Source organism: Lysinibacillus sphaericus, assembly GCF_000600105.1.
GTDB classification, from domain to species: domain Bacteria; phylum Bacillota; class Bacilli; order Bacillales_A; family Planococcaceae; genus Lysinibacillus; species Lysinibacillus sphaericus.
The window spans coordinates 1,032,727-1,058,274 of record NZ_CP006837.1 but is presented as its reverse complement, the minus strand read 5'-3'; the positions used below and the strand labels follow the sequence as shown (position 1 = coordinate 1,058,274).

Sequence of the window (25,548 nt, the reverse complement as noted above, 5' to 3'; positions counted from 1 at the left end):
CATAATCTATTCTAACGAAAGATTCTGATAAAGTCTACACTTTGTCTTTTGTTCGAATTTTATCTAAAATTATGACGTTTTCTTCTACTTCGTGTACTAAAACAGAGAATTCTTGAAATCAGAATTCTTTATTTTTTCTATATTTTTGCTATGTTGTTGGTCTAGATGATAAATAAAAGCAAACACTTCAGCCACCGCTTGATATAATTCTTCAGGTATTGACTCATTTAAATCTAATTGTCCAAGTAATTGAACAAGATTCGGATCCTCATATATCGGCACATCATGTTCACTTGCACGGGCCAATATATTTTCAGCCACTTTCCCTTTTCCTTTTGCTACGACAGATGGGCTATCAAATTGTCCTTGTTTATAAGTGAGGGCAATCGCTTCTTTACGCGTCTTTTTTTCTTCACTCATATGCGGAAATCCACCCCACTAATTTCCTCCTGCTGTTGTACTACAGGGGTTGTTTTTTCAAGTTGGGCTTTTTCAAATTGTTTAATAAAGACTCCCGATAGCTGATAATTTTTTTTTGCAAGCCCTAATTTCAATGCTGTTTTTAGAGGTTCTGCCTGAAAAGCAATATCTGAATTTTCATTAAATACTGTGACAGTGACGACACGATTTTGAACTTGCATATCAATTACGGTTTCTTTCATTGACTCCATTTGTAAATAAAACAATATTCGTGCGTAGTTGGCATCAATCTTTCCGTCTTCTTTCATACGCCCATTCCATTGTAACGTGGCATCCATTTTCTTTCCAAAAAATTCAAGGGGCACTTGCATCACGAGCTGGTGTTGATGACCATTTTCTCCTGACACAAGTTGCATCCCATTCATGCGTGTCATTAACAGCTCAGCTGCTTCCCTTAGTTGTGGCGTTATTTGAGCTTCTTGAAGCAATGTATGAAGCTGTGGTTTTAATTGGTGTGCAATTGCTTGCAAATCCGCTGATTTACTACTAAGCGTAGCCTCGTAACTAATGCCTAAACTTTTCAATACCGTTTTAAGGGCATGCTCCATCGCTTTACTATCCATTGAATTTCGTACATGTGCATCAGCTTCTGTAAGCATGCGTTGAATAGTTGGTTGTGGTGCCTCCGCACTTTGTTTTACAAGATTTCGCATCAGCGCGTCATTTTGTACTGGAATTGTCGACTCTTGCTTAAACAGTGATAATAAATGTTCTTTTACAGAAAGCGCATTACCATCTTGCGTAAATAACCGTTCGGGTGCATTGTGAGCGAACGCTTTGATTAGTTGCTCTTGCATTTGCTTCGCAAAGATTTCCAATGTTTGTTTATTAGTTGGTAATTGATTAAATCGATCAATCATTTGGTTCAGCTGTTGCTTTTGCTCATTGCTCAATAAATTTTGGCTCGCTGTCCAAGATTTTAGCTGTTCAATAAGCTGTTGCTTATTTTCTGGTTTTGTTGCTAAAATTGTTTGGATTACTTGGCCAGCCTGCTGAAGTTGACCTTGTTGCACAGCTTTTGCTTCATTTAGAGACGACCAATTTTGTAAAGTTGCTTGTTGCGGTAAAATACCCGCTTCTTTTAATAGAGTTAAAGCTTGTAATCGTTCACTTGTTGATGCTGCGTTATTAGTTAAAAGTTGAATCGATTTTGCGAGCAGTAACGTACCTGTTTCTGCCTCGAAGGGTTTTGCAATGGCTAACACTTGTTGCATCAAATTTTGTTTCACATTGGCTTGTAATGCTGTATCCTTCGCTAATAACTGTGTAAAATTATCCATTATTGCCGACATACCGGATGTTTTTTGCCCACTAACAAGTGCTTGAAACACATCTTGCGTCATTGGCATTTTTAGCTCAACCATTTTTTGAAGCGCTTGTAAGGCATCCATCTTTGTCACACCTTCAGGCAATGCCTTCATCCACATTTCAGCTTGCATAAGTTGCTCTTTAGAAATCGGTATTTGAGCCTTAATAAAGTGCGCTAACACCTGTTGCATTTCTGACGTTTTTGGCAAATTCATCGAATCTAGTAGCTGATTTATTTGTTGGTTTGTAGAAACCTCTTGCCCCATCGGTCCTGTAACAACTTTTAACTCTGTTTGAGGGCTTGTCCCTGTTACTTGAAAGAAATGGGCATCCCCTGCTTTTAGCGGTACTTCCAGTTTAGCAATCAGTTTTTGATTGCCTACTTGGACCTCTGCCGTTTGATCTGGATATAATTGTTTAATCGTGCCATGAAATACTTGTCCTTGCTTTAATGCCAGCGGTTGATTTGCTGGAGTTAAAGTAGTTTGTTGCATTTGTATTGGATTAAACGATGTTGCTGTCATCTAATTACTCCTTTCTTACATCGATTTTATAGGTTCAAAAGACTTGCGATGATGTATAGTTGGTCCGAATGTTTCAAGTGCCTCTAAATGTTGTTTTGTACCGTAGCCCGCATGCTGTGCAAAGCCATACATAGGAAATTCTTTGTCCAATTGTTCCATATACTCATCCCTAGCTGTTTTCGCTAAAATAGAAGCTGCTGCAATGGCTAAACTTTTTGCATCGCCTTTAATAATCGAATCCTGTGGAATGGTGATTGGTAGTGTCATAGCATCGACTAGCACATAATCCGGTTTAATGGACAAGGATTCCACACTTGTTTTCATCGATTGCTTTGTTGCTTCATAGATGTTCAGTGCATCAATCATTTGTGCTGATTGAAAATGAATGAAATAGCTAATGGCATGTTCTTTCACCAATGCTGCAAAAACATTGCGTTTTTCCTTTGTTAACTGCTTCGAATCATTTAATCCTACAAGAGCTTCACAGTTTTTTGGCAAAATAACAGCTGCGGTTACAACAGGTCCTGCTAAAGGCCCGCGCCCTGCTTCATCTACACCTGCGATGAAGGCATTTTCACCACCATAGCACTGATCGAAGTCAATCTTCGCTTGATGCTCTTCCAATAGCTGTCGTTTCTTTTCTTGGCGTTTATTCCAACTATGCCATGCTTTCTGCACACCTGCACGTTCGTCGGTTGCAATTGCCGCCATCCATTCTTGCCAATCCTCAGCTATTTTTAGTGCTGCTGTAATCTCTTTAATCGTTTTCATCATTTTACTCCCTTTATCTTACTCTATATCATTTATCGGCAATATCTACTATTCCTAAAAGAAAAAGGCTAGGACAAAAGGAAAAAGTGTTAGATTGACGGCAATCAATCTAACACTTTTTTGCATTGCTGTAAATGTTTGTTACGGTGTTTGCTTTTCACCTGATACCTCTTTCACTATGTGCACCTCTGTAGGATTTACCAACTAGTGCTCTCGGTTAGTGGAAGTTACAAGCAATTTTGTCTCTTTTAAAGGTTTGTCCCTATCACTTTTTCACATATTATTGCTGTATCGCTTCTTTTTCAAGCTGTTCATCAACAAAGTCAAATGTTAGCTTTCCTAATAGTAATCCACGAATATCTCGTACGATTAGCTGGGCTACTTGATCGTAGTCGATTTCTCCACCTGCTCCAAAAACACGACGAAGCTTGCCGATATGGTCAAACGTTTCCACTAAGTCGTCATGCATAAACTGAAAACCATAGCGTTCTTCCATACGTGTTGGATAATGTGTCGATAAAAATCGTAACCCATATACCGCCAAATCTTCCATGTTAGTAATGGTATCTTTAATAGCACCTGTTAAAGCCAGCTTATAGCCTACTTCTTGGTCTTCAAACTTAGGCCATAAAATTCCTGGTGTATCTAGTAATTCTAGTTCCTTGCCGACTTTTATCCATTGTTGCGCCTTTGTCACACCAGGCATATTGCCTGTTTTCGCAATATTTTTCTTTGCTAAGCGATTAATAAGTGTGGATTTTCCCACGTTTGGAATTCCAACAATCATTGCTCTAATGGCTCTCGGCTTCATCCCTCTTGACTTCATGCGGTCAAATTTTTCTTTTAATATTTCTTGTGCTGCCTTGGTCACAAGTTGTAGTCCTTTTCCTTCAAGCGAATTGATTGCCACTGCTTTATGGCCATGCTGTGCAAAATATTCTACCCATTTGCGTGTTTCGTGCTCATCCGCCATATCTGATTTATTTAAAATAAGTAGACGCGGCTTTTGGTTAATGACCTCATCAATCATCGGATTTCTCGAAGATAATGGTAAGCGTGCATCGATTAATTCAAATATAATATCTACTAGCTTTAATTTTTCTGTTACTTCACGGCGTGCCTTCGCCATATGCCCTGGAAACCATTGTATAGTCATTTCTATACCTCCTAAATAAGAAAAGCGCATTCGCCCAATTCAGTGCGAATGCCTTAAAATCGAATAAGAAAACGTATGCTCTTAGACGTCAAGAAAGGGAGTATTAGCCCCCTTTCAAACATTACTTCACAATTTTAATATCACTATACGGCCAGAAAATAAGGCTTGTATTACCTATAATTTCTTTTTGATCGACAATACCTATGTGACGGCTATCTTTACTATATCGACGATTATCGCCCATCACAAACACATAGCCTTCTGGAATTACATCATGCAGTGATGCATCAATGTCATTTAACGTAAAATCTTCCGTTAATGTACCTTCAGTAATTTCAGCTTTGTATGCATCTAAATAAGGCTCATCTATCGGTTCTCCGTTAATGTATAACTGATCGTCTTTATATTCCAATGTTTCACCAGGTAAGCCAATTACACGTTTAATGTAGTTTTTTTGCTCTGGTGCATGGAACACCACGATATCAAAGCGCTTAGGCTCTCCAATTTTATAACCAATTTTGTTGACAATCATTCGGTCGCCATCTTCAAGGGTTGGCATCATGGACTCACCGTCAACTGCAATTGGTGTAAATAAAAAATAACGAATAACTGCTGCAATCGCAAATGCAATTAAAAGAGCCTTTGTCCATTCCCATAATTCATTCTTTTCTTTCACTTGTTTTTCCATTATGAATTGCCCCCTTGTCTATCTTCATTTTAGATGATTATTATTTAAGATGACAAGCAAAAAGAAAAGGAGCTTGCAATACAAGCCCCTCACTTTTAAGTCATAATTATCGAATTTCTTTAATACGAGCAGCTTTACCACGTAGGTTACGTAGGTAGTAAAGTTTAGCACGACGTACTTTACCACGACGTACAACTTCTAAGTTAGCGATTTTTGGTGTGTGTACAGGGAATGTACGTTCAACACCTACACCGTAAGAAATTTTACGAACTGTGAAAGTTTCGCTAATACCGCCACCACGACGTTTGATAACTACACCTTCGTATACTTGGATACGTTCACGAGTACCCTCTACTACTTTCACGTGTACCTTAACAGTATCACCAGGACGGAAAGCTGGTAGATCAGTACGAAGCTGAGCTTTAGTAATTTCTGTAATAATGTTTGACATTGTTTTCTCTCCTTAGACAGATGCTCTTGCACGCAATGTATGCCACAGCGGAACACCGTAATTCAGCACTTCACATAGAAGCACAGATTAGATGTTATCACATATATGGCATGCAAGCAAGCATCTTTATTGTTGTTTTTTAAGTTTTTCCAAATACAATTTTTGCTTGTCTGTTAATGGATAATGCTCGAGTAAATCAGGTCGACGCTCGAATGTTCTTTTTAACGATTGTTCTTCGCGCCATTGTTCGATTTTCGCATGATTGCCTGATAATAATACTTCTGGTACTTGCATGCCTCGGAATTCAGCAGGTCGCGTATAATGTGGATGTTCTAACAGACCCGTTGAAAAAGAATCTTGGATATGGGAATCTGCTTGTCCCAACACGCCAGGTAAAAGGCGTACGACACTATCGATAACCGTCATCGCACCTAACTCACCACCTGTTAACACAAAATCACCAATCGATATTTCATCGGTAACGAGGTGCTGACGAATGCGTTCATCGTAGCCTTCGTAGTGACCACATAAGAACACTAATTCACTTTCTTGCGCTAGCTCTTCCGCTTTTTTTTGGGTGAAACGTTCACCCTGTGGACACATTAAGATAATACGTGGCTTTTTACCCGCTGTAATAGCCTCTACAGCACTAAACATCGGCTCTGGCTTTAACACCATCCCTGCACCGCCACCATACGGATAATCGTCTACCTGATTATGCTTGTTGCCAGAAAACGCACGAATATCTGATACTTCTAGCTTTACAGCCCCTTTTTCTTGAGCTTTTTTTAGTATCGATGCACCAAATACACCCGAAAACATATCAGGAAATAGACTTAATACGTGAATATGCATCATAGTAAGCCTTCCATCACATGAATAACAATTTTCTTTTCTTCCACATCAATATTTTTGACGATGTCTTCAATATATGGAATGTAATGCTCTTTTTTAGCACCCTTCACTACCCACACATCATTGGCACCTGTTTGCAGAATATCTTTGACTTCACCAATTGTTGCACCTTCTTCAGATACAACCGTACAGCCTATAATTTCATGGAAGAAAAATTCATTTTCTTGTAATAAATCATCGGTCATTTGATCTTTCGTGATTTTGAGCATTCCTTCTTTGAACGGCTCGACAAAGTTGATATTATCCATACCTTCAAATGTTAACAAAATAAAGTTTTTATGACGGCGTACGGATTGAATTGTTACCCACGTTGGCTTTTTATCGTCTTTTTTAAACGCTGCAAGCTTATTCCCGACCGCAAAGCGTTCTTCTTCAAAATCTGTCGTCGATAAGATACGCACTTCACCACGAATTCCGTGCGTGTTCACAATACGACCTACATTAAACCATTCCATTCATTTCACCTCTATACCGTTATATATCCGTACTATATAAAAAAAGGAAGGAACCAGCAAGCTCCCCCCTCTTCTATCCAGATTTTACGCTACACATTTACAGCTCCTACGAATTCTAGCAACAACATAGTCGTTAAAATTGTTCAGTGCAAAATGGCGACAGGTTGCATAATTGCTACATTGTTACCTTATTGCGCGTAAACGAGCGTGAAAATCTTTTTATCAATCCAATATATCGACGTAAGTCTTTTTTTGATGGTGACTACCTGCCGCTGAATAAACAATTGTACGAATCGCTTTCGCTACTCGCCCTTGTTTGCCTATGACTTTCCCTCGATCCTCTGGATGAACAAAAAGTTTATAAACAATTCGATTTGCATTTTCGTCCGTCTCAATACGGACTTCTTCTGGATAATCGACTAACGGTAAAACGATTGCTTCAATCAGCTGCTTCAAAGACGTCTCCCCCGATTATTTACTGAATTTTTGGTTATGGAATTTTTCCATGATACCTTGTTCTGAGAACAAGTTACGCACTGTATCTGATGGTTTTGCACCGTCAGCTAACCATTTAAGAGCTTTCTCTTCATCAATGTTTACAGTAGCTGGTTGAGTTAGTGGGTTGTAAGTACCAACTGTTTCGATTGAACGACCGTCACGTGGTGAACGAGCGTCTGCAACTACGATACGATAGAAAGGAGATTTTTTAGCTCCCATACGTTTTAAGCGAATTTTAACTGCCATTTTAATAGCACCTCCGAATAAGTTTCACACAAGATAGTATATTATCAATGTTTATGTTGTTTGTAAAGTGTTTTTTCTTAACACCTATAAAATATTATTTAAACAATGAATCAAAGCCAGGTAATTTCATCTTTTTCTTGCCCTTACCTGTCGCCATACCTGTCATTTGCTTCATCATTTTTTTCATTTCGTCAAATTGTTTTAACAAACGGTTGACCTCTTGAATAGACGTACCTGAACCTTTGGCAATGCGCTTTTTACGGCTACCATTAATGATTTCGGGATTTGTCTTTTCAGCAGTTGTCATAGAGTAAATAATGGCTTCTACACGGCCCATTTGCTTATCATCTACTTTGACATTGTCTAAGCCTTTAATTTTACCTGCACCTGGTAGCATTTTTAATATTTCGTCGAGCGGGCCCATTTTTTTCACTTGTTGTAATTGCTCAACAAAATCATCGAGTGTAAAGCTTTGCGTTTTGAACTTTTCTTCCAGTTCTTTCGCCTTTGCTTCATCGACGTTTGCCTGCGCCTTTTCAATTAGTGATAACACGTCACCCATGCCTAAAATACGAGATGCCATACGCTCCGGATGGAACGGTTCAAGCGCATCCAGTTTTTCGCCCATACCGACAAATTTAATTGGTTTCTGTGTCACCGAACGAATGGATAATGCTGCACCACCGCGTGTATCGCCATCCAGTTTTGTTAAAACAACCCCTGTAATGCCGACAGCCTCATTAAAACTTTCCGCAACGTTTACAGCATCTTGCCCCGTCATGGCATCTACCACAAGGAAAACTTCATCAGGCTCTTTTAACGCACGGATATCCTTTAATTCTTGCATTAAATCTTCATCAATATGCAAGCGACCTGCTGTATCGATAATGACAACATCATGATGTTCTTCTTTCGCCAGTTCAATTGCCTGACGAGCGATTTCAACTGGTGATACATCTGTGCCTAAAGCAAAAACAGGTAAAGATAATTGCTTTCCTAATGTTTGTAATTGCTGAACCGCAGCAGGGCGATAAACGTCCGCAGCAACTAGTAATGGTTTACGGTTATATTTTTTACGTAAAATATTTGCTAATTTCCCAGTTGTTGTTGTTTTACCCGCACCTTGCAAACCGACCATCATAATGACAGTTGGTGGCTTTGTATTAAATTTAATCGGGCTTTGTTCGCCGCCCATCAGCTCCGTTAACTCGTCTTGAACGATTTTAATAACTTGTTGACCCGGTGTTAAGCTTTGCATAACATCTACACCAACAGCGCGTTCACTTACTTTTTTAACGAATTCCTTGACTACTTTTAAGTTAACATCCGCCTCGATTAAAGCAAATCGGACTTCACGCATCATTTCTTTAACGTCTTGTTCCGATACTTTACCCTTACCTTTAATCTTTTGGATCGTTCCTTGGAGTCGTTCCGCTAATCCTTCAAAAGCCACTGCTTTCGCCTCCTAATCCCATTCTTTCAACTGTTCAATAAGCGCCAACTGCTCCTCAACCGGCATACTTTTTTCTGTAATTCCAGCTGTAAGGCGCGCAAGCATTTGCGTACGTTGTTGAAATTTTTCCAGTAAACATAGTTTTTCTTCATATTCTTCAAGCATCGCTTCAGTTCGACGAATATTATCATAAACAGCTTGACGTGAAACTCCATATGATTCAGCGATTTCTCCAAGTGAGTGATCATCTAAATAATACAGTTCCATATAACTTCTTTGCTTATCTGTTAGTAATGCTTGATAAAAGTCGAAGAGAAAGTTCATGCGTGTTGTTTTTTCAAGTAGCATCGAGTTTCTCCCCCCGTTGTTAGTCATTTGTATCATAACGAAAAGCGCCCGTCTGTGTCAAGGTAATCTCCTTGTCTAAAAGCATTCTATTAGCTGAATAACGTTATTTCACCATTAGCTAGTATTTCTCTTTTAAACAATGTGTTTCACCTTTTAACAGTCGAGCGACCATGCTTTCAACTACAATCTTTTACTCTTCGCTATTTTGTAGTTCCTTATCTAAGCCTTCAGCAAATAAGCCGTATACATAGCGTTCTGCATCAAATGGTTGTAAATCATCCATTTTCTCGCCAAGACCTACAAATTTCACAGGAATGTGTAATTTATTTCGAATGGCAAGCACAATACCACCTTTTGCGGTACCATCGAGTTTCGTTAAAACAATTCCCGTTACATTTGTTACTTCTTTAAATGTTTGTGCCTGCACAAGTGCATTTTGACCAGTCGTTGCATCTAGTGCTAGTAACACCTCGTGAGGAGCATTCGGTATTTCCCGTGAAATAACTCGATGTACTTTTTCAAGTTCATTCATTAAGTTCACTTTGTTTTGTAAACGGCCCGCAGTATCACAAATTAAGACATCTGCTTTACGATTTTTCGCAGCACGTATTGCATCATACATAACCGCTGCTGGATCCGAACCTTCTGATTGCTTAATAACCTCGCAACCAACACGGTCTCCCCAAACTTGTAATTGGTCAATTGCCCCTGCACGGAACGTATCTCCTGCAGCTAAGACAACTGTTTTCCCTTCCGATTTTAGACGATGTGCTAACTTACCAATTGTTGTTGTTTTCCCAACACCGTTTACACCTACGAATAAAATAACCGTTAACTCACCATTAGGTTGCATATTTAGTTCGATTAAGTCTTCTTCCCCTTGCTCGTAAATTTCCACAAGTTTTTCAGAAATAATCGTTTGGATACCATTTGTATCTTTAATATTTTTGCGCTGTACCTCAAAGCGTAATTTATCCATTAATTCCATTACTGTTTCAAAGCCAACGTCTGCTTGTAATAATAGATCTTCTAGTTCTTCAAAAAAGTCCTCGTCTACTTTACGGTAGCGTGCCACTAAATCATTGACCTTAGAAGTAAAGGAATTACGGGTTTTTTCAAGACCCGCTTTAAATTTTTGTGTAATAGACCAAGCTGAAGGTTTTTTTTCTTTTACAGGTTCCTCTACAATCGCAATTTCCTGCACTTCTTCCTGTTTTTCTTCCTCCACAACATTCGAAGCTTGTGAATCAATGAAGTCCTCACTTGCTGATTCTTCTACTTTGTCTTGCAGCTCTTCATGACTTGATTCCTGTTGAACTGGCTCTACCGTATCTTCAAGCTTTAATTCGGTAGATGACTCTTCGACTAAATTTTCTACTTTTTCTTCTGTTGGATTTCCAATTAGCTTATCTTTTAAACGTTTAAAAAAACTCATGCTTGTTCGCTCCTTTGCTCCGCAAGTACGGGTTCATCTTCTAATTTTACTGATACAAGTTTTGATACACCTGATTCCTGCATCGTAATACCATACAGTACGTCAGCTCCCTCCATTGTACCTTTACGGTGTGTAATAACAATGAATTGGGTATTGCGACTAAACTTTTTCAAGTATTCGCTGTATCGAACAACATTTGCCTCATCCAATGCCGCTTCTACTTCGTCGAGTATACAGAACGGCACAGGTCTAATATTTAAAATGGAGAATAGTAAAGCAATCGCGGTAAGTGCACGTTCACCACCAGAAAGTAAACTTAAATTTTGCAACTTTTTCCCTGGCGGTTGCGCAACAATTTCAATGCCCGTATCAAGCATATTGTCAGGATCAAGTAATACTAAATCTGCCTGACCGCCCCCAAACAATTCACGGAATACCCGTTTGAACTGCTCTCGAATGGCAAAAAATGTTTCACTAAAGCGTATTGTCATTTCTTCATCCATTTCTTTAATGGCTTCGTGTAAAGTATCCTGCGCTTCGAGTAAATCCTCACGTTGCTCTGTTAAAAAAGAATGTCGTTCTTGGACACGCTCAAATTCTTCAATCGCACTTAAGTTTACAGGACCTAATTCTTCAATAGATTTTTTCAATAACTTGACGCGACGTCGCATATGCTCTTCGTCTTCAATAGTTAAAGCGACTTCCAGTGCCTCTTCAAACGTTAGTTGATAGTTTTCTTCGAGCTGATTTTTAAAATTACTCATCTCAAATTCTACGCGATTGCGCTTTAATTCATTCGCACGTATTGCTTCAATGAAGCCTTTATGTATACGTTGCAATTCCTTTAGCTGCTCTTCTAACGTTGTTAATTCCTGTTGTTGCGCCGCTTTTTCTCCCTTTTTCTGGGTAATTGTCACTTGTAACGTTTCTCTTCTAGCTTTCCAAGTTGCGACCTGCTCTTCCACTTCTTCATCACTCAATAATTTTGTCGATTCATCAGATTGAAGCCAGATTATTTCCTGAGAAATATTGTCGACTTTTTGGCGAGCTTTGTTTAATTGTAGGGCAAGTTCAGCGGTCGCAATTTGTACTTGCGACATTTGCTCCTGCATTACCGCTAACTCTGAACGTTTTTCTGCCGTTTGTTCGCGCAGAACATCTTTTTCTGTTTCACTTTGTAGTTTAATTTTACCTAATTGTTCTACCGTCTCGTTTATCGCTACTAATTCTTCAGCTAGCGCTGCTAAACGTGCAGTAGCTACTTCCTTTTGAGCAAGCAGCGCTTCCTCACGTGTTTTTACATCTTGCGTTTCATTTGAAGCAAAGGACACTCGGGCGGATAGACTTTTTTCTACAACCTCTAATTCTCGAAGGCGACTTGCCTGTTGCATTTCTTCTTTCCGCAGTTGTTCGCCTTCTAGTTTTAATTGTTCTACTTTGTCACGTAATGTGGCCAATGTCTCTTTTTCCGTTGCTACAGCCTGCTCTGCACTATAAATCGACGTTTCTAATGCTTCTAGCTTAGCAATCAGGCCATCGAGCTCGGCTTTTCTTGTAAATAGGGAAGATTGTTGTTTCGCTGCACCACCCGTTAAAGAACCTCCAGCATTGACAATATCCCCTTCGAGCGTTACGACACGGTAACGGAAACCACATAATCGCGCAATTTGACTTGCCCCTTCTAAATGCGCTGCAACGATGACATTGCCAAGCAAATTTTCAACAATGGAACGATTGTCCTCATCGAACGTGACAAGGGCATCTGCCATTTGTACGAACGCCGGATGCTCCGTAGCAAGCTGAATGGCTGACGGATTAATTTTGCGTGATTTCATAACCGTTTTTGGTAAGAATGTCGCACGCCCCGCTCTTTTTTGCTTTAACCAACGGATAGCTTGTTGGGCGTTCTGTTCGTTCGTCGTCACAATATGTTGGGAGGCGGCACCTAAGGCCGTTTCAATCGCTTGCGAATATTTGCCATTGACCTGAATCAATTCCGCCACTGCGCCTTCAATACCAAATAATTCACCTTTATCACGCGCCAGTAATACTTCCTTAACACCATGGAAGAAGCCAGAGAAATCAGCTTCTAGCTCTGCTAATGTATCTTTTCTAGCTTTTAATTGTTGTTGGTGCTGATACGCCTTATACAGCATTTCTTGCTTATCATTAAAAGAAAGATTCACTTTTTTAAACTGCATTTGCAATGCTTCATATTGTTCGAGCTTCTGTTGCAATGCAGTCGTTGTTGTTGTATGTAGGCCAACAAGTGTTTCTTTCTCCGCCACAACTTCAATCAATTCTTGACCAATCTCATCCGTTTGGTCTGTCATACGAGCTGCCATTGCTTTTTGTTGTGATAATTGTTGTTCGATATTTTTTAATTCATTTTTGACTGTTGCTTCTTCGTTTAATGAATCGATATAGCGGTTTTTATGCTCTTCCATTTCCTGTTCAATTTCTGTAACTGAACGGTTTAAGGATTGCTCTAATTGCTTAATGATTTGCTTTAGCGTTAAAACTTCTTGTTGTTTTTCTACAAACAATTGTTTTTTCTCAAGTTCTTGCGCAACTAATACCTCTACTTCATTTTGCGCTTCAAGTAATGATGTATTCAACTGCTGTAATTGATTCGTTGCATTTTGGCGTTTTTCAGCCATTAAAGCTTTACGACCATCCCAACGTTCCATTTCCATCGTTGCATCTACAAGCTCAGATTGTGCAGCATCCAATAAAACATCCAACTCTTTTAAATGTTTCCGAATATCCGTCGTTTGGGTTTCTAGCGCTTGAATATCCTTTGCTTGTTTTTGCTCTGTTTCAGATAGCTGCGCATACTCTTCTTTCAATGCATGCAAAGATTGTGCACAATTTTTTAAATCGTGCACAAGGATCGCAATATCAAAATCCTTTAGTTCCGTGGACATTTGTACATAGTCTCTTGCGCTAGAAGCTTGTATTTGCAAAGGCTCCAAACGGCTATCCAACTCATGTAAAATATCTAAAACACGGTAAAGGTTTTCATCTGTTTCTACAAGTTTATGCTCTGCTTTTTTCTTTCGTAGCTTATATTTTAAAACACCAGCCGCCTCTTCAAATATTGAGCGGCGATCGTCCGGGCGGCTATTTAAAATTTCATCGACACGGCCTTGTGAAATAATTGAAAAAGCCTCTTTCCCAAGTCCCGAATCCATAAACAAGTCCGTAATATCCTTCAGGCGACACTGCTGGTTATTTAATAAATATTCACTATCACCTGAACGGTATACGCGTCTTGTTACGCTGACCTCTGTATACGAAAAAGCAAGTTGCTCATCAGTATTATCTAAAATTAATGTTACCTCTGCAAAGTTTAGTGGCTTTCGAGAGTCACTCCCAGCAAAAATAACATCTTCCATCTTTGCCCCACGTAACGACTTTGCCGATTGCTCCCCGAGTACCCAACGAATAGCATCAGTTACATTACTTTTCCCACTGCCATTAGGTCCAACAACAGCTGTAACACCTGGTACAAAGTCAATACCAATGCGCTCCGCAAAAGATTTAAAGCCAATCACTTCGAGTCGTTTTAGGAACATCTATTAAGCCTCCTCTTTAGCAGTATGCTCACGCATTGCGCGCATCGCACATTGTGCTGCTTGTTGCTCGGCTTCTTTTTTTGATTTTCCTCGACCAATACCAAGCTCTTGTCCATTTAATAACACGCTTGATACAAAGGTACGGTTATGCGCTGGGCCCTTTTCATCAATAATTTCATAATGAAGTAAACCGTTATTTGTTTGCTGTACCATTTCTTGTAGTTGGCTTTTAAAATCCATCACATGCGAAAAAGCACCGACTTCTACCTTTGGGAACACGATTCGTTCTAAAAATGTCACGACCGTTTGCAAATCCTGATCTAAATAAAGAGCACCTACAAATGATTCAAAAACATCTGCAAGTAGCGCTGGGCGTTCCCGTCCACCTGTTAATTCTTCACCTTTTCCAAGCAATACAAAGCGACCAAATCCTAATTCATTTGCAAAAATAACAAGGGATGGTTCACAAACGATTGAAGCTCGCAATTTTGTTAATTCGCCCTCACTCATATGCGGGTATTTCTCAAAAAGGTATTTAGAAACAGACAGTTCAAGTACAGCGTCGCCTAAAAATTCGAGACGCTCATTATCCGTAAACAATTTACGGCGATGCTCATTCACATAAGATGAATGCGTGAATGCTTGATACAATAAATTTTTATTAATAAATGTGATGTTTAATTCATGCTGTAATAGCTCGAATTGATTGCGTACTTTTTCAGGAAGTACGCCTGATTTCTGCATAGTTCCTTTTCTTCTCATAGCCATTGAACAATCTGCCTTCCTAATAGTTTCTACCGTCTTAGTGTACCTTTTTCAAGGCATTTATGCAAAAGTATTTCGGCATAAATACAATGTTTTGGAAGTTTTTTCGTATTTTTTTAACAAAAATAAAAAAGGTACGTCCATCGTTCGAAAAACGAACCATTTCGTACCTTTAAAATACATCAAAGCATATACGCTTTTGCCATTATGCTTTGATGTAAGTCTACAATGGTATCAGATTTTGTATTATCAAAATCTGTGTCATCTACCAGAAAATTAGTTAATTTTACCTTCGATGTATGAAATAGCAGAACCAACTGTTGAAATTTTTTCAGCATCTTCATCAGAAATTTCCATATCGAATTCGTCTTCAAGCTCCATTACAAGCTCAACAACGTCTAATGAGTCTGCACCTAAATCATCACGGAAAGAAGCTTCTAGTGTAACTTCACTTTCCTCAACACCTAAACGGTCTACGATTACTTTTGTTACGCGCTCTAATACTGTAGTCAAAACGTTCACCTCCCCTCAAATGATTATACAAAAAATTAAAAATTATGCTATAGCATATTATTACATCACCATGCCGCCGTCAATATGTAGCGTTTGGCCTGTCATATAGTTTGCATCTTCAGAAGCTAAAAACGCAACTGCTTTCGCAATATCCTCAGGTTGCCCAAGTTTAGCGAGAGGAATTTGTGTCAGCATGCCTTGTTTTAAATCTTCTGGAAGCTGTTCTGTCATTTCAGTTTCAATAAAACCTGGAGCAATGGCATTTACTAAAATATTACGTGACGCAAGTTCTTTTGCCGTCGTTTTTGTTAAGCCAATGACGCCTGCTTTTGCCGCTACATAATTAGCTTGCCCTGCATTACCAGCAACACCAACGATAGAAGAAATATTAATGATGCGCCCTGCACGCTGCTTCATCATTTGACGAGTGACTGCTTTTGTACAAAGGAATACACCTTTTAAGTTTGTATCGAGTACATCGTCCCATTCTTCTTCTTTCATGCGCATCAATAAATTATCGCGAGTAATTCCTGCATTATTTACTAAAATATCAAGCGCGCCAAATGTTTTGACTGCCGCATCCATTAATGCAGTAACTTCCTCTGTTTTGGAGACACTTGCTTGAACGGCAATCGCCTCTCCACCATTTGCTTGAATTGTCGCAACTACTTCCTCTGCTTTTGCCTGTGAGCCGCTATAGTTAACAACAACCTTCGCACCTTCATCCGCAAGCTTTAATGCAATTGCACGTCCAATTCCTCGTGAAGCACCTGTTACAACCGCAACTTTACCTTCTAATTTACGCATTGATTGTCCACTCCTTCGACGCTTCTATTACCGCTTCTAATGACGCTTCATCATATACACAATATGTTGCCACTGAACGATCTATTTTCTTAACTAAACCACTTAACACTTTACCAGGACCACACTCAATAAATACATCCACGCCTTGCGCAATCATTTCGCGAACGGATGCTTCCCATTGTACAGCGCTATACACTTGTTCAACTAATTCCTGTTGAATAGCTGGTACATCTTGTAATTCTTTCGCCTTCACGTTGCTAATTACCGGAATTTGTGGTTCCGATAAAGTAATTTCGGCTAGCGTAGCTTGTAATTGTTCTGAAGATGGTCGCATTAATTCTGAATGGAAAGGTCCACTTACTACTAACGGAATTGCACGTTTTGCACCCGCTTCTTTTGCAGCTACAGAGGCCTTATCAACGCCTTCCTTAGTACCAGAAATAACTATTTGTCCTGGACAGTTGACGTTTGCAACTTGAACTACATCACCTTCAGCTGTAACTTTAGCAGTTACTGCATGTAACGCCTCAAGCTCCATTCCAAGAATAGCTGCCATTGCACCTTGCCCTGCTGGTACAGCTTCGTTCATGTATAAACCACGTTTATGAACAACAGCTACAGCATCCTCAAACGAAAGCACACCTGCGATGACTAATGCACCGTATTCTCCAAGAGAGTGACCCGCAGCATAATGTGGCGTAATGCCTGCAGCACGCAATTTTTCAGCAACCATAACACCTGTCGTTAATAATGCTGGTTGCGCATGGTATGTTAGCGTTAACTCTTCAGCAGGTCCTTCTAACATTAATTTAGATAAGTCAAAACCAAGTGTCTTGTTAGCACTTTCGTAGAAGGCCTTACTTTCTTGCGAATTGCTTATAAATTCTTGACCCATGCCAACCGTCTGTGAGCCTTGGCCTGGAAAAATAAATGCAATTTTCGTCATTTCTTACTAATCCCCTTTGTTAATCAATTTCTAAGTGACGTACTGTATCGGTAATAGTTGATATCACTGTATGCTCTACCATCGTATTGGCTTGACGGATTGCACTATAGATTGCTTTCGCATTGGATGATCCATGCGCTTTAATTACAGGTGCTTGTAAACCAAACAAACCTGCACCGCCATACTCTGTATAGTCCATTTTATTTTTTAAGTCACGTAAATTATTTTTCATTAACATTGCTGAAATTTTCGTTTTGGTAGAAGACATAAATGCCTCTTTTAGCATTGTAAACAACGCACCCGCTGTTCCTTCTATTGACTTCAGCACCATATTGCCTGTAAATCCATCTGTCACAACGACGTCTGCTACCCCATCAAGTAAATCACGCGCCTCAACGTTGCCGATAAAATTCAAGTCCGCTTCTTTTAATAAGGCAAAAGCGGCTTTCGTTAAATCATTGCCTTTTTTATCTTCAGTTCCGATATTTAAAAGACCAATACGTGGCTTTTGTAAACCGCCTACCTTTTTGGCGTATATATCACCCATAATCGCATATTGCAGTAAATGTTCTGGTCGGGCATCTGCATTCGCTCCTAAATCGAGCATTAAAAATCCTTTGCCATCAAGTGTCGGTAATGTCGTAGCTAATGCAGGTCGAGCAATACCTTCAATACGCCCTACCTTAAACAAACCACCTGCCATTAATGCACCTGTATTTCCCGCCGAAAGACAGGCATCTGCCTTCCCTTCTTCCACTGCATCCATCATGCGTGCCATCGATGAATCTTTTTTACGTCGTACAGCACGTGCAGGGTCATCTGTGCCCTCGACCACTTCTTCACAATGAATAACCGTTAAGCGGTCATGCATTTTCAAATAAGGGTCAAGCTTTTCTTGCTGTCCATATAACTGAATTTCCAAATTTGGAATTTGTTCTAATGCTAATAATGCACCTTCCACTACTGACTTTGGTGCATTGTCGCCACCCATTCCATCAAGTGCTAATTTCATTCTTGTTCACCTTTACCTTTCGTGCGGTACATATCGAATTCACCAACCAAAACTGTTTCACCATTTACAGTAGATACAATTTCTACTTTTGTACGATGGCGTTCATCATCTCTTCCAACAACGACCGCCTTAGTAATAACACGATTTCCGGCTTTTACAGGTTTCACAAATGTAATATTGGAGTGCACTGTTAATGCAAGCTCATCATCAATTACCGCTACAGCTAATGAGTTTGCTTGTGCAAATAAATGATGTCCACGAGCAATGCCATTGCGCTGAAAAACGTGCTCATCTTTTACGTCAAAAATTGATAATGCACGATTGTCTAATTCTATATCAATAATTTCACCGATTACTTCGTCAATCGGTAACGATTTCACTTCATTTTCATAAGTTTTCGAAGCCACATCTTTAATTCGTTCACGCAATTCGGGAATTGCTAATTCCATACGATCCAATCGAATGGTTTGAACACTTACCTGAAATTCCGACGCGAGTTGTTCATCTGTGACGAATGGATTTTCCGCAATCGTTTCAGATAATAATCGCTGTCGCTCTTTTTTCGTTCGTCTCAACGTCATTCGCCACCTTTTGAGTTGTTATTAGCACTTGGTACTAATATCAGTATATAGAGTATAAAAAAAGAATGCAAGACTTGTTTTCAAAAACAAGCTCTCACATTCCTTATTACACAACGCTACATTAATCAAATCGTTCGCCTTGAAGGACGCCAGACTGTTGTAGCATTTCACGCAAATATCGATACATCTCATCATGCCAAAATGCATCTGTATCAATCATTTCTGTTGCATCTTTTCGTGCCGTCTCCAGGGTTCTATAATCATGTACTAAATCGGCTACTTTAAAATCAGGCAAGCCGCTTTGCTTACGGCCGAAAAAGTCTCCTGGTCCACGAAGCTCTAAATCTTTTTCAGCTAGTCGGAAACCATCATTTGTTTCGGTCATAGACTGCATTCGCTCTTTACCCTCATCCGATTTTGGATCAGCAATTAATATACAGTAGGATTGATGCTCACCACGTCCTACACGACCGCGGAGCTGATGTAGCTGCGCTAAGCCAAAACGTTCCGCATCGTAGACTACCATAAACGTTGCATTGGGCACATTTACACCGACCTCAACAACAGTCGTAGATACTAAGACGTGAATATCGCCCTCACTAAAGCCTCGCATTATCGCATCTTTTTCATCTGCTGGTAAGCGACCATGCATTAACCCAACTTTAAAGCGTCCAGTAAAATACGATGCGAGTTGCTCATATATCTCTACGGCATTTTGAACATCCAGTTTATCCGACTCTTCAATCAAAGGACAAATGGCATATGCTTGTCTACCTGCTGTCAGCTCTAACTCTAGTTTAGCTAATACGGAACCCAATTGTTCTTTATTCATCCAATGGGTTTCAATTTCTTTACGCCCTGCCGGCATTTCATCAATTAACGAGACGTCCATTTCACCAAACGCTGTAATCGCCAGTGTTCGTGGGATAGGCGTAGCCGTCATAAAGAGCACATCAGGGTTTTCTCCTTTATCACGTAAAATTCTACGTTGCTCCACACCAAAGCGATGCTGTTCGTCCGTTATAACAAAGCCCAGTCTCTTGAAGAGAACATCAGGTTGGATCAGAGCGTGGGTGCCTATAACAATATCAATTTCTCCATCAGCCAGTGCAGCTAATAGTAGACGGCGCTCCTTCGTTTTCGTTGAGCCTGATAATAACGCGACACGTACACCAAATGGCTCAAACCAAGCAACTAAGTTTTCAGCATGTTGCTCTGCTAATATTTCCGTCGGTGCCATTAGCGCCCCTTGAAATCCAGCTGTCACAGCAGCATATAAGCAAATAGCTGCCACAACTGTTTTTCCCGACCCAACATCGCCTTGTAGCAAACGATTCATGCGATACGGTGCTTTTAAATCTTTACATATTTCATTAACAACACGCTTTTGAGCACCTGTTAACTCGTACGGCAATGAAGCAATAAATGCCCGTAGTTTTTGCAAGTCGAACTGTATAATCGTACCGTGTTCAGTATCCTTACGTATTTTACGTAATGCTTGAATACGGAGCTGAAAGTTTAATAACTCTTCATAAGCAAAGCGTCTTCTAGCTTGTTTCGCATGCTCAGCATTTTGTGGAAAATGAATACCTTCCAACCCATCGCGTATTGACACTAATTTATAGGCATCCTGCAAATGCTGTGGAATCGCATCTGGTAATACCGCACCAAAGTCATCTAACACCTGTCGCATATATTTACGAAACCGTTTTTGTGGAATTAAACCTCTCAAGCTATAGACAGGTTCAAAGTCTACTTGGTCGATTTTCGGTCCAAAAGTGACAGTGGTGCCATTAATAACTTGTCTACCTCTATCCCATTTGCCCGTCACTGTCACAATAGTACCTGGTATAAGCTTTTGCTTTAAATAGTTTTGATTGAAAAATACGACTTTTACTAAATGGCGCCCCGCAAGCACGGTTACTTGCAAGCGAGATTTGTTGCGTCCTAAAAACAACACAGTCGGCTCACGTTCTACTTTACATTCAACGGTAACTCGCTCATTATGTGGTGTTTGCGCTAAATCCTTTAAACGGAAATCCTCATGCCGATGTGGAAAGGTCCATAAAATATCGTTTACCGTCTCGATACCTAATGTTTCTAAGTGTGCTGCGGTTTCTTTCCCGACTCCTTTTAATTCGGAGACAGGACTGCTTAATTCAGTCACCTGTCACAACAGCTCTTGAGATTTGTTGTGTCACAAATCTCAAGAACCTACCTCCCTTCTATGTCAATTGTTTTATTGTTATTCGTAGATACATCCGTTCTCATTTTAACTGTATCATAAATCTTTTCTTTCGTGTCGACACAGTAACTTTCAAATTGCACTTATTCGTGCGCTATCGCAACGAAAATCACTTCTATCGGCACGAAACCTTCAGGTCCCCGCTGTAGCGGATTACAACGACATAACAAAAAAGCGTTAGATTGATTGCAGTCAATCTAACGCTTTTACAATCTACTCTATTGTGATTCTTGCTTTTAGTATGCTTTGTAAATCACCATTATTAAGAATCGCATTGCTAATTGCTTTGCCTGTTGGTGTCGCCGCTAGTCCACCACGCGCTGTTTCTTTCAAGTTCGGGCTCATTGACTGACCGATGCGATACATCGCTCCAATGACTTCATCACATGGGATACGACTCGTAACACCTGCTAAAGCCATATCTGCTGCTACAAGCGAATTCGCTGCCCCCATTGCATTACGTTTAACACAAGGCACTTCGACTAAACCCGCTACTGGATCACAAACGAGACCTAGCATATTTTTCAGCGTAATAGCAAATGCTTCTGCACATTGTTGAGGTGTCCCTCCTGCCATTTCCACTATTGCCGCCGCCGCCATACCCGCTGCCGAACCAACTTCAGCCTGACAGCCACCTGCAGCACCCGAGATAGAAGCATTGTTTGCTACCACAAAACCAAAGGCGCCTGAAGTAAATAAATAGCGAATCATTTGCTCACGCGTTGGGTTTAGCTTATTTTTTACTGCAAATAAAGTGCCTGGCACTACTCCCGCAGAACCGGCTGTAGGTGTTGCACAAATTGTGCCCATGGCAGCATTTACTTCATTCGTAGCAACTGCTTTACTGACCGCATCCAATAATAAATCTCCAGAAAGCGATTTGCCTTGTGCAATATAATTTTGAAGCAGGACAGCATCACCACCAGTTAAACCTGTAACAGACTTTACTCCTTGTAAGCCTCGTTCAACCGCTTCTTCCATCACTGTTAAGTTTTGATCCATTTGTTGCATAATTTCTTCGCGTGTTCGACCACTTATTAGTATTTCTTGTTCAATCATTAGCTCAGAAATTTGCTTTTCTTCACGCTCTGCTCGTTCTACAAGCTCACGGACATTATGAAATAATACATCCATTTTGGGACACCCCCTTAGTTATTAATTTTCGATACTTTTGTAATATGTGGTATTAATGAAATTTGTTGAAGTACTTTGTCCTCAATATTTTGATCGATCTCAATCACCATTAAAGCCGTTAAGCCACGTTCGATACGTGAAACTTCCATATGGCCAATATTGACATTATGCATTGCTAAGCAATTTGCCACATTGGCAATACAGCCCGCGCGGTCATCATGTACAACAAGAATAGCAGGCATGCCACCTGTTAAGCGAAGCTTGAAGCCATTGACCTCGCTTACTTCAATTTTTCCCCCGCCAATTGAAATACCGACAATTGACATTTCGCCATCATCGTCACCAAATACCAATCTCGCTGTATTCGGATGCTCTGTATTAGCTGTTTCAGGAATAAATTCATATTGCATCCCAGCTTTTTCTGCATGCTCAAAAGCCGTTTTAATTCGCTCATCAAATGTATCAAAATCTAATAAACCACCAATTATTGCTACATCTGTCCCATGCCCTCTGTATGTTTCTGCAAACGAACCATATAGGTGGATTTTCACCCATTTCGGCTGTCTGCCAAATAAATCTCTTGCAACACGGCCAATACGCGCTGCACCTGCTGTATGAGAAGAAGATGGACCAATCATAACAGGTCCAATAATATCAAAAACCGATGTAAATTTCATACAAGCACCCCTCTATTCTATTCATATAATAATTTTACTTTTACTTATATCATGCTTGATAGTTACTATAAAAGTAAAGCACTACTTTATCAACTTTCAGAAAATTAAAACGACTATAATTTCTTAATCATTTATATTATTTCTTTATTGTACTCCCTACAAATACAAGCACTCTCAAGAGCTGATATTCCAGCATTTACAAGTTAACTGTCCTTTGAAGAAATACACAAAACAATCTATTTTGCTTATTTCTTCTTGTATTCAACGCTGGCATTCCTTTTACCATAAACAAAAGCAGTACACAACTTGTGCACTGCTTCGTCTACTCGTTCACTCTGCAACCTAATATTATTCTACCGAAATAATATATGGATATAATCCTTGTTTACCATTAAATAACTCCACTTCGACATCTGGATAGTTTTCTTCGATAAATTGGATTAATTCAGAGGCTTTTTCTTCAGACGTATCTTCGCCATAAATAATTGTTACGATTTCCGTATTTGCATCTACTAAATCTGTAATAACTTTCTCAGCAGCGTCTTTTAACGCTGGTGTAGAGAGCACAATTTTCCCTTCAGCAAGCGCCATAAAATCGTCTTTATGAATTTCTATGCCATCAATCGACGTATTACGCACTGCATAAGTGACTTGCCCTGTTTTTACATGAGCAAATGCTTCTGTCATCGCTTTTTGGTTTGTTTCAACTGTCGCTTCTGGATTAAATGAAAGAATGGCTGCCATCCCTTGAGGAATTGTTTTTGTTGCCACAACTGCAGCTTCAATACCCAATAACTCTACAGCTTGCTCTGCTGCCATTACTATATTTTTGTTGTTTGGTAAAATAAGTACTTTTTCAGCACCAATTTCCTGTACAGCTTTCACAATATCTTCAGTTGAAGGGTTCATCGTTTGTCCGCCCTCAATCACATAAGAAGCACCAATCGAACGTAGTAATTCAGCCACACCTTCTCCCATTGCAATCGTAACAATCGCATAAGGATGCTTTTCAGCTTTTTTCGCTGGAGCTGGTGCAGATGCTTTGTGATCCTCGCCAACGATAGCGGAATGTTGCTCACGCATATTATCAACTTTGATTTTAATAAGACTACCATATTTTTGCCCCATCGCTAAAACAGCGCCCGGTTGCTCAGAATGAATATGCACTTTCGCAATTTCTTCATCTGAAATAACAAGCAACGAGTCACCTAATGGGTTTAATTCATTACGGAATTGTTCCTCACTGAATGGCTCTTTATCCTCTTCAAAACGAACCATAATTTCCGTACAATAGCCAAATTCAATATCTGCAGTATTCATAAAGTCTTGGGCTCTATGATGTTCGGCATTAATTAAATCATCTAATGTTGCATCATTTTTCTTTGGTAGTGGCTCGCCTTTTAAAGAGGCTAAAAAACCTTCGTAGACAAATAGTAATCCTTGACCACCACTATCCACGACGCCTACTTCTTTTAACACCGGTAACAGGTCTGGTGTGCGCTCTAGTGAAGCCTTTGCTTCCGCAGTAAATGCTTCCATAACAGCAATGATATCGTTTTCACTTTCAGCAACTTCTACACCTTTTTTAGCCGCTTCTCGTGCAACAGTTAAGATTGTTCCCTCAACTGGTTTCATTACTGCTTTATAAGCTGTATCGACACCAGCTTGGAAAGCACCAGCAAATGCTTTTGCATTAATTGTTGCTTCTTTTTCTACAAATTTACCGAAACCTCGGAATAGTTGCGATAAGATTACACCTGAATTCCCACGTGCACCCATAAGCAATCCTTTTGATAACGCTTGTGCCGTTTTCCCAATATGTTCTGACGCTTGAAGTTCGGTTTCCTTAGCACCAGATGTCATCGATAAGTTCATGTTTGTCCCTGTATCCCCATCTGGTACTGGGAATACATTTAAAGAATCTACATAATTTGCATTTTGGAATAGGTGATGAGCACCCATTTGCACCATTTCAGCAAATTTTAATCCGTCTAAAGACTGCATTCGAATTTGTTCCTCCTCTTACTCATTCGCTACACGAACGCCCTGCACAAAGATATTGACAGATTTAACGCTCATACCTAATGTTTTATCCACTGTATATTTCACTTTCGACTGTACTTGATAAGCAACTTCCGAAATTTTAGTCCCGTAACTAACAATAATATACATATCAATATGTAAATCTTCTTCTTGTTGTCGAATTACAACACCTTTTGCAAAGTTCTCTTTACGTAAAATATCAGTTAGACCATCACGAATTTGATGTTTAGATGCCATGCCAACAATACCGTAGCATTCTATAGCAGCGCCACCAGCAATTTGTGCAAGTACATCTGTTGAAATATCAATTTGGCCGAATTCATTATTTAATTCAATTGACATAGAAATGCCCCCTTGGCTCTTTTTGACTAAATTATATTGTACCACTTCGGGTATACATTAAGCAACCTAAGTTGCCTTGAAAGCGCTTTGTGTCAACGTTTTTAGCGTTCCATTCCTACCCAATTAGCTTGCAACATTTATGGTTCTCTGTTCTGAACGACCTATTAAACAGCATTT

25 protein-coding genes are annotated in these 25,548 nt (G+C 39.7%); all 25 read right to left on the bottom strand.

The window, feature by feature from the left end; translation table 11 throughout:
* Window positions 1–96 precede the first annotated feature (96 nt).
* Entirely contained in the window at window positions 97–420 is a 324-nt protein-coding gene (locus T479_RS04820; RefSeq protein ID WP_024362049.1) for an EscU/YscU/HrcU family type III secretion system export apparatus switch protein, read from the bottom strand.
* Window positions 417–2,312, bottom strand: coding sequence for a TP0910 N-terminal domain-containing protein (locus T479_RS04815; RefSeq protein WP_025218788.1), 1,896 nt, complete (start codon window positions 2,310–2,312; stop codon window positions 417–419). Before T479_RS04815 ends, T479_RS04820 begins: the two co-directional genes overlap by 4 nt.
* A gap of 15 nt (window positions 2,313–2,327) precedes the next feature.
* Window positions 2,328–3,083: a ribonuclease HII gene (locus T479_RS04810; RefSeq protein ID WP_025218787.1), complete on the bottom strand. Its 756-nt coding sequence runs from the start codon at window positions 3,081–3,083 to the stop codon at window positions 2,328–2,330.
* A gap of 280 nt (window positions 3,084–3,363) precedes the next feature.
* Window positions 3,364–4,239 (bottom strand): ribosome biogenesis GTPase YlqF, encoded by an 876-nt coding sequence (gene ylqF, locus T479_RS04805; protein ID WP_024362052.1) that lies wholly within the window; start codon window positions 4,237–4,239, stop codon window positions 3,364–3,366.
* Between the two features lie 121 nt (window positions 4,240–4,360).
* Window positions 4,361–4,927 carry a signal peptidase I gene (gene lepB, locus T479_RS04800; protein ID WP_024362053.1) on the bottom strand — a complete coding sequence of 189 codons (567 nt, stop codon included), beginning with the start codon at window positions 4,925–4,927 and terminating at the stop codon, window positions 4,361–4,363.
* A gap of 106 nt (window positions 4,928–5,033) precedes the next feature.
* Entirely contained in the window at window positions 5,034–5,378 is a 345-nt protein-coding gene (gene rplS / locus T479_RS04795) for a 50S ribosomal protein L19 (RefSeq protein WP_024362054.1), read from the bottom strand.
* 126 nt (window positions 5,379–5,504) lie between these two features.
* The gene (trmD, locus tag T479_RS04790; protein ID WP_024362055.1) at window positions 5,505–6,233 is read right to left on the bottom strand and encodes a tRNA (guanosine(37)-N1)-methyltransferase TrmD; all 729 of its coding nucleotides are present in this window, start codon (window positions 6,231–6,233) and stop codon (window positions 5,505–5,507) included.
* Window positions 6,233–6,748, bottom strand: a complete 516-nt coding sequence (gene rimM / locus T479_RS04785) for a ribosome maturation factor RimM (protein WP_024362056.1) — start codon at window positions 6,746–6,748, stop codon at window positions 6,233–6,235. Before rimM ends, trmD begins: the two co-directional genes overlap by 1 nt.
* Before the next feature lie 222 nt (window positions 6,749–6,970).
* Window positions 6,971–7,204 (bottom strand): KH domain-containing protein, encoded by a 234-nt coding sequence (locus T479_RS04780; RefSeq protein ID WP_004269410.1) that lies wholly within the window; start codon window positions 7,202–7,204, stop codon window positions 6,971–6,973.
* A 15-nt stretch (window positions 7,205–7,219) separates the two neighbouring features.
* Window positions 7,220–7,492: a 30S ribosomal protein S16 gene (gene rpsP, locus T479_RS04775; protein WP_024362057.1), complete on the bottom strand. Its 273-nt coding sequence runs from the start codon at window positions 7,490–7,492 to the stop codon at window positions 7,220–7,222.
* 94 nt (window positions 7,493–7,586) lie between these two features.
* Complete coding sequence (ffh, locus tag T479_RS04770) at window positions 7,587–8,945, bottom strand: signal recognition particle protein (protein ID WP_024362058.1); 1,359 nt, start codon at window positions 8,943–8,945, stop codon at window positions 7,587–7,589.
* A 12-nt stretch (window positions 8,946–8,957) separates the two neighbouring features.
* Window positions 8,958–9,293: a putative DNA-binding protein gene (locus T479_RS04765; protein ID WP_024362059.1), complete on the bottom strand. Its 336-nt coding sequence runs from the start codon at window positions 9,291–9,293 to the stop codon at window positions 8,958–8,960.
* 190 nt (window positions 9,294–9,483) lie between these two features.
* Window positions 9,484–10,728, bottom strand: coding sequence for a signal recognition particle-docking protein FtsY (gene ftsY / locus T479_RS04760; protein ID WP_025218786.1), 1,245 nt, complete (start codon window positions 10,726–10,728; stop codon window positions 9,484–9,486).
* Complete coding sequence (smc, locus tag T479_RS04755) at window positions 10,725–14,306, bottom strand: chromosome segregation protein SMC (protein ID WP_025218785.1); 3,582 nt, start codon at window positions 14,304–14,306, stop codon at window positions 10,725–10,727. The genes ftsY and smc overlap by 4 nt, the downstream gene beginning before the upstream one ends.
* 3 nt (window positions 14,307–14,309) lie before the next feature.
* Complete coding sequence (rnc, locus tag T479_RS04750) at window positions 14,310–15,074, bottom strand: ribonuclease III (RefSeq protein WP_024362062.1); 765 nt, start codon at window positions 15,072–15,074, stop codon at window positions 14,310–14,312.
* A 273-nt stretch (window positions 15,075–15,347) separates the two neighbouring features.
* On the bottom strand, window positions 15,348–15,584 hold the full coding sequence (gene acpP, locus T479_RS04745) for an acyl carrier protein (RefSeq protein ID WP_024362063.1): 237 nt from the start codon (window positions 15,582–15,584) through the stop codon (window positions 15,348–15,350).
* A gap of 60 nt (window positions 15,585–15,644) precedes the next feature.
* Entirely contained in the window at window positions 15,645–16,391 is a 747-nt protein-coding gene (gene fabG, locus T479_RS04740; RefSeq protein WP_024362064.1) for a 3-oxoacyl-[acyl-carrier-protein] reductase, read from the bottom strand.
* Window positions 16,384–17,337, bottom strand: a complete 954-nt coding sequence (gene fabD / locus T479_RS04735) for an ACP S-malonyltransferase (protein ID WP_025218784.1) — start codon at window positions 17,335–17,337, stop codon at window positions 16,384–16,386. The genes fabG and fabD overlap by 8 nt, the downstream gene beginning before the upstream one ends.
* A gap of 19 nt (window positions 17,338–17,356) precedes the next feature.
* On the bottom strand, window positions 17,357–18,349 hold the full coding sequence (gene plsX / locus T479_RS04730; protein WP_024362066.1) for a phosphate acyltransferase PlsX: 993 nt from the start codon (window positions 18,347–18,349) through the stop codon (window positions 17,357–17,359).
* Window positions 18,346–18,924 (bottom strand): transcription factor FapR, encoded by a 579-nt coding sequence (fapR, locus tag T479_RS04725; RefSeq protein WP_024362067.1) that lies wholly within the window; start codon window positions 18,922–18,924, stop codon window positions 18,346–18,348. Before fapR ends, plsX begins: the two co-directional genes overlap by 4 nt.
* Before the next feature lie 127 nt (window positions 18,925–19,051).
* Window positions 19,052–21,097 (bottom strand): ATP-dependent DNA helicase RecG, encoded by a 2,046-nt coding sequence (gene recG / locus T479_RS04720; protein ID WP_025218783.1) that lies wholly within the window; start codon window positions 21,095–21,097, stop codon window positions 19,052–19,054.
* Window positions 21,098–21,388: 291 nt separating this feature from the next.
* Complete coding sequence (gene sdaAA, locus T479_RS04715) at window positions 21,389–22,309, bottom strand: L-serine ammonia-lyase, iron-sulfur-dependent, subunit alpha (protein WP_024362069.1); 921 nt, start codon at window positions 22,307–22,309, stop codon at window positions 21,389–21,391.
* A 14-nt stretch (window positions 22,310–22,323) separates the two neighbouring features.
* Window positions 22,324–22,986 carry an L-serine ammonia-lyase, iron-sulfur-dependent subunit beta gene (gene sdaAB, locus T479_RS04710; RefSeq protein WP_024362070.1) on the bottom strand — a complete coding sequence of 221 codons (663 nt, stop codon included), beginning with the start codon at window positions 22,984–22,986 and terminating at the stop codon, window positions 22,324–22,326.
* A 348-nt stretch (window positions 22,987–23,334) separates the two neighbouring features.
* Entirely contained in the window at window positions 23,335–24,990 is a 1,656-nt protein-coding gene (locus T479_RS04705; protein WP_025218782.1) for a fatty acid kinase ATP-binding subunit FakA, read from the bottom strand.
* An 18-nt stretch (window positions 24,991–25,008) separates the two neighbouring features.
* Window positions 25,009–25,371 (bottom strand): Asp23/Gls24 family envelope stress response protein, encoded by a 363-nt coding sequence (locus T479_RS04700; RefSeq protein WP_024362072.1) that lies wholly within the window; start codon window positions 25,369–25,371, stop codon window positions 25,009–25,011.
* Window positions 25,372–25,548: the final 177 nt, after the last annotated feature.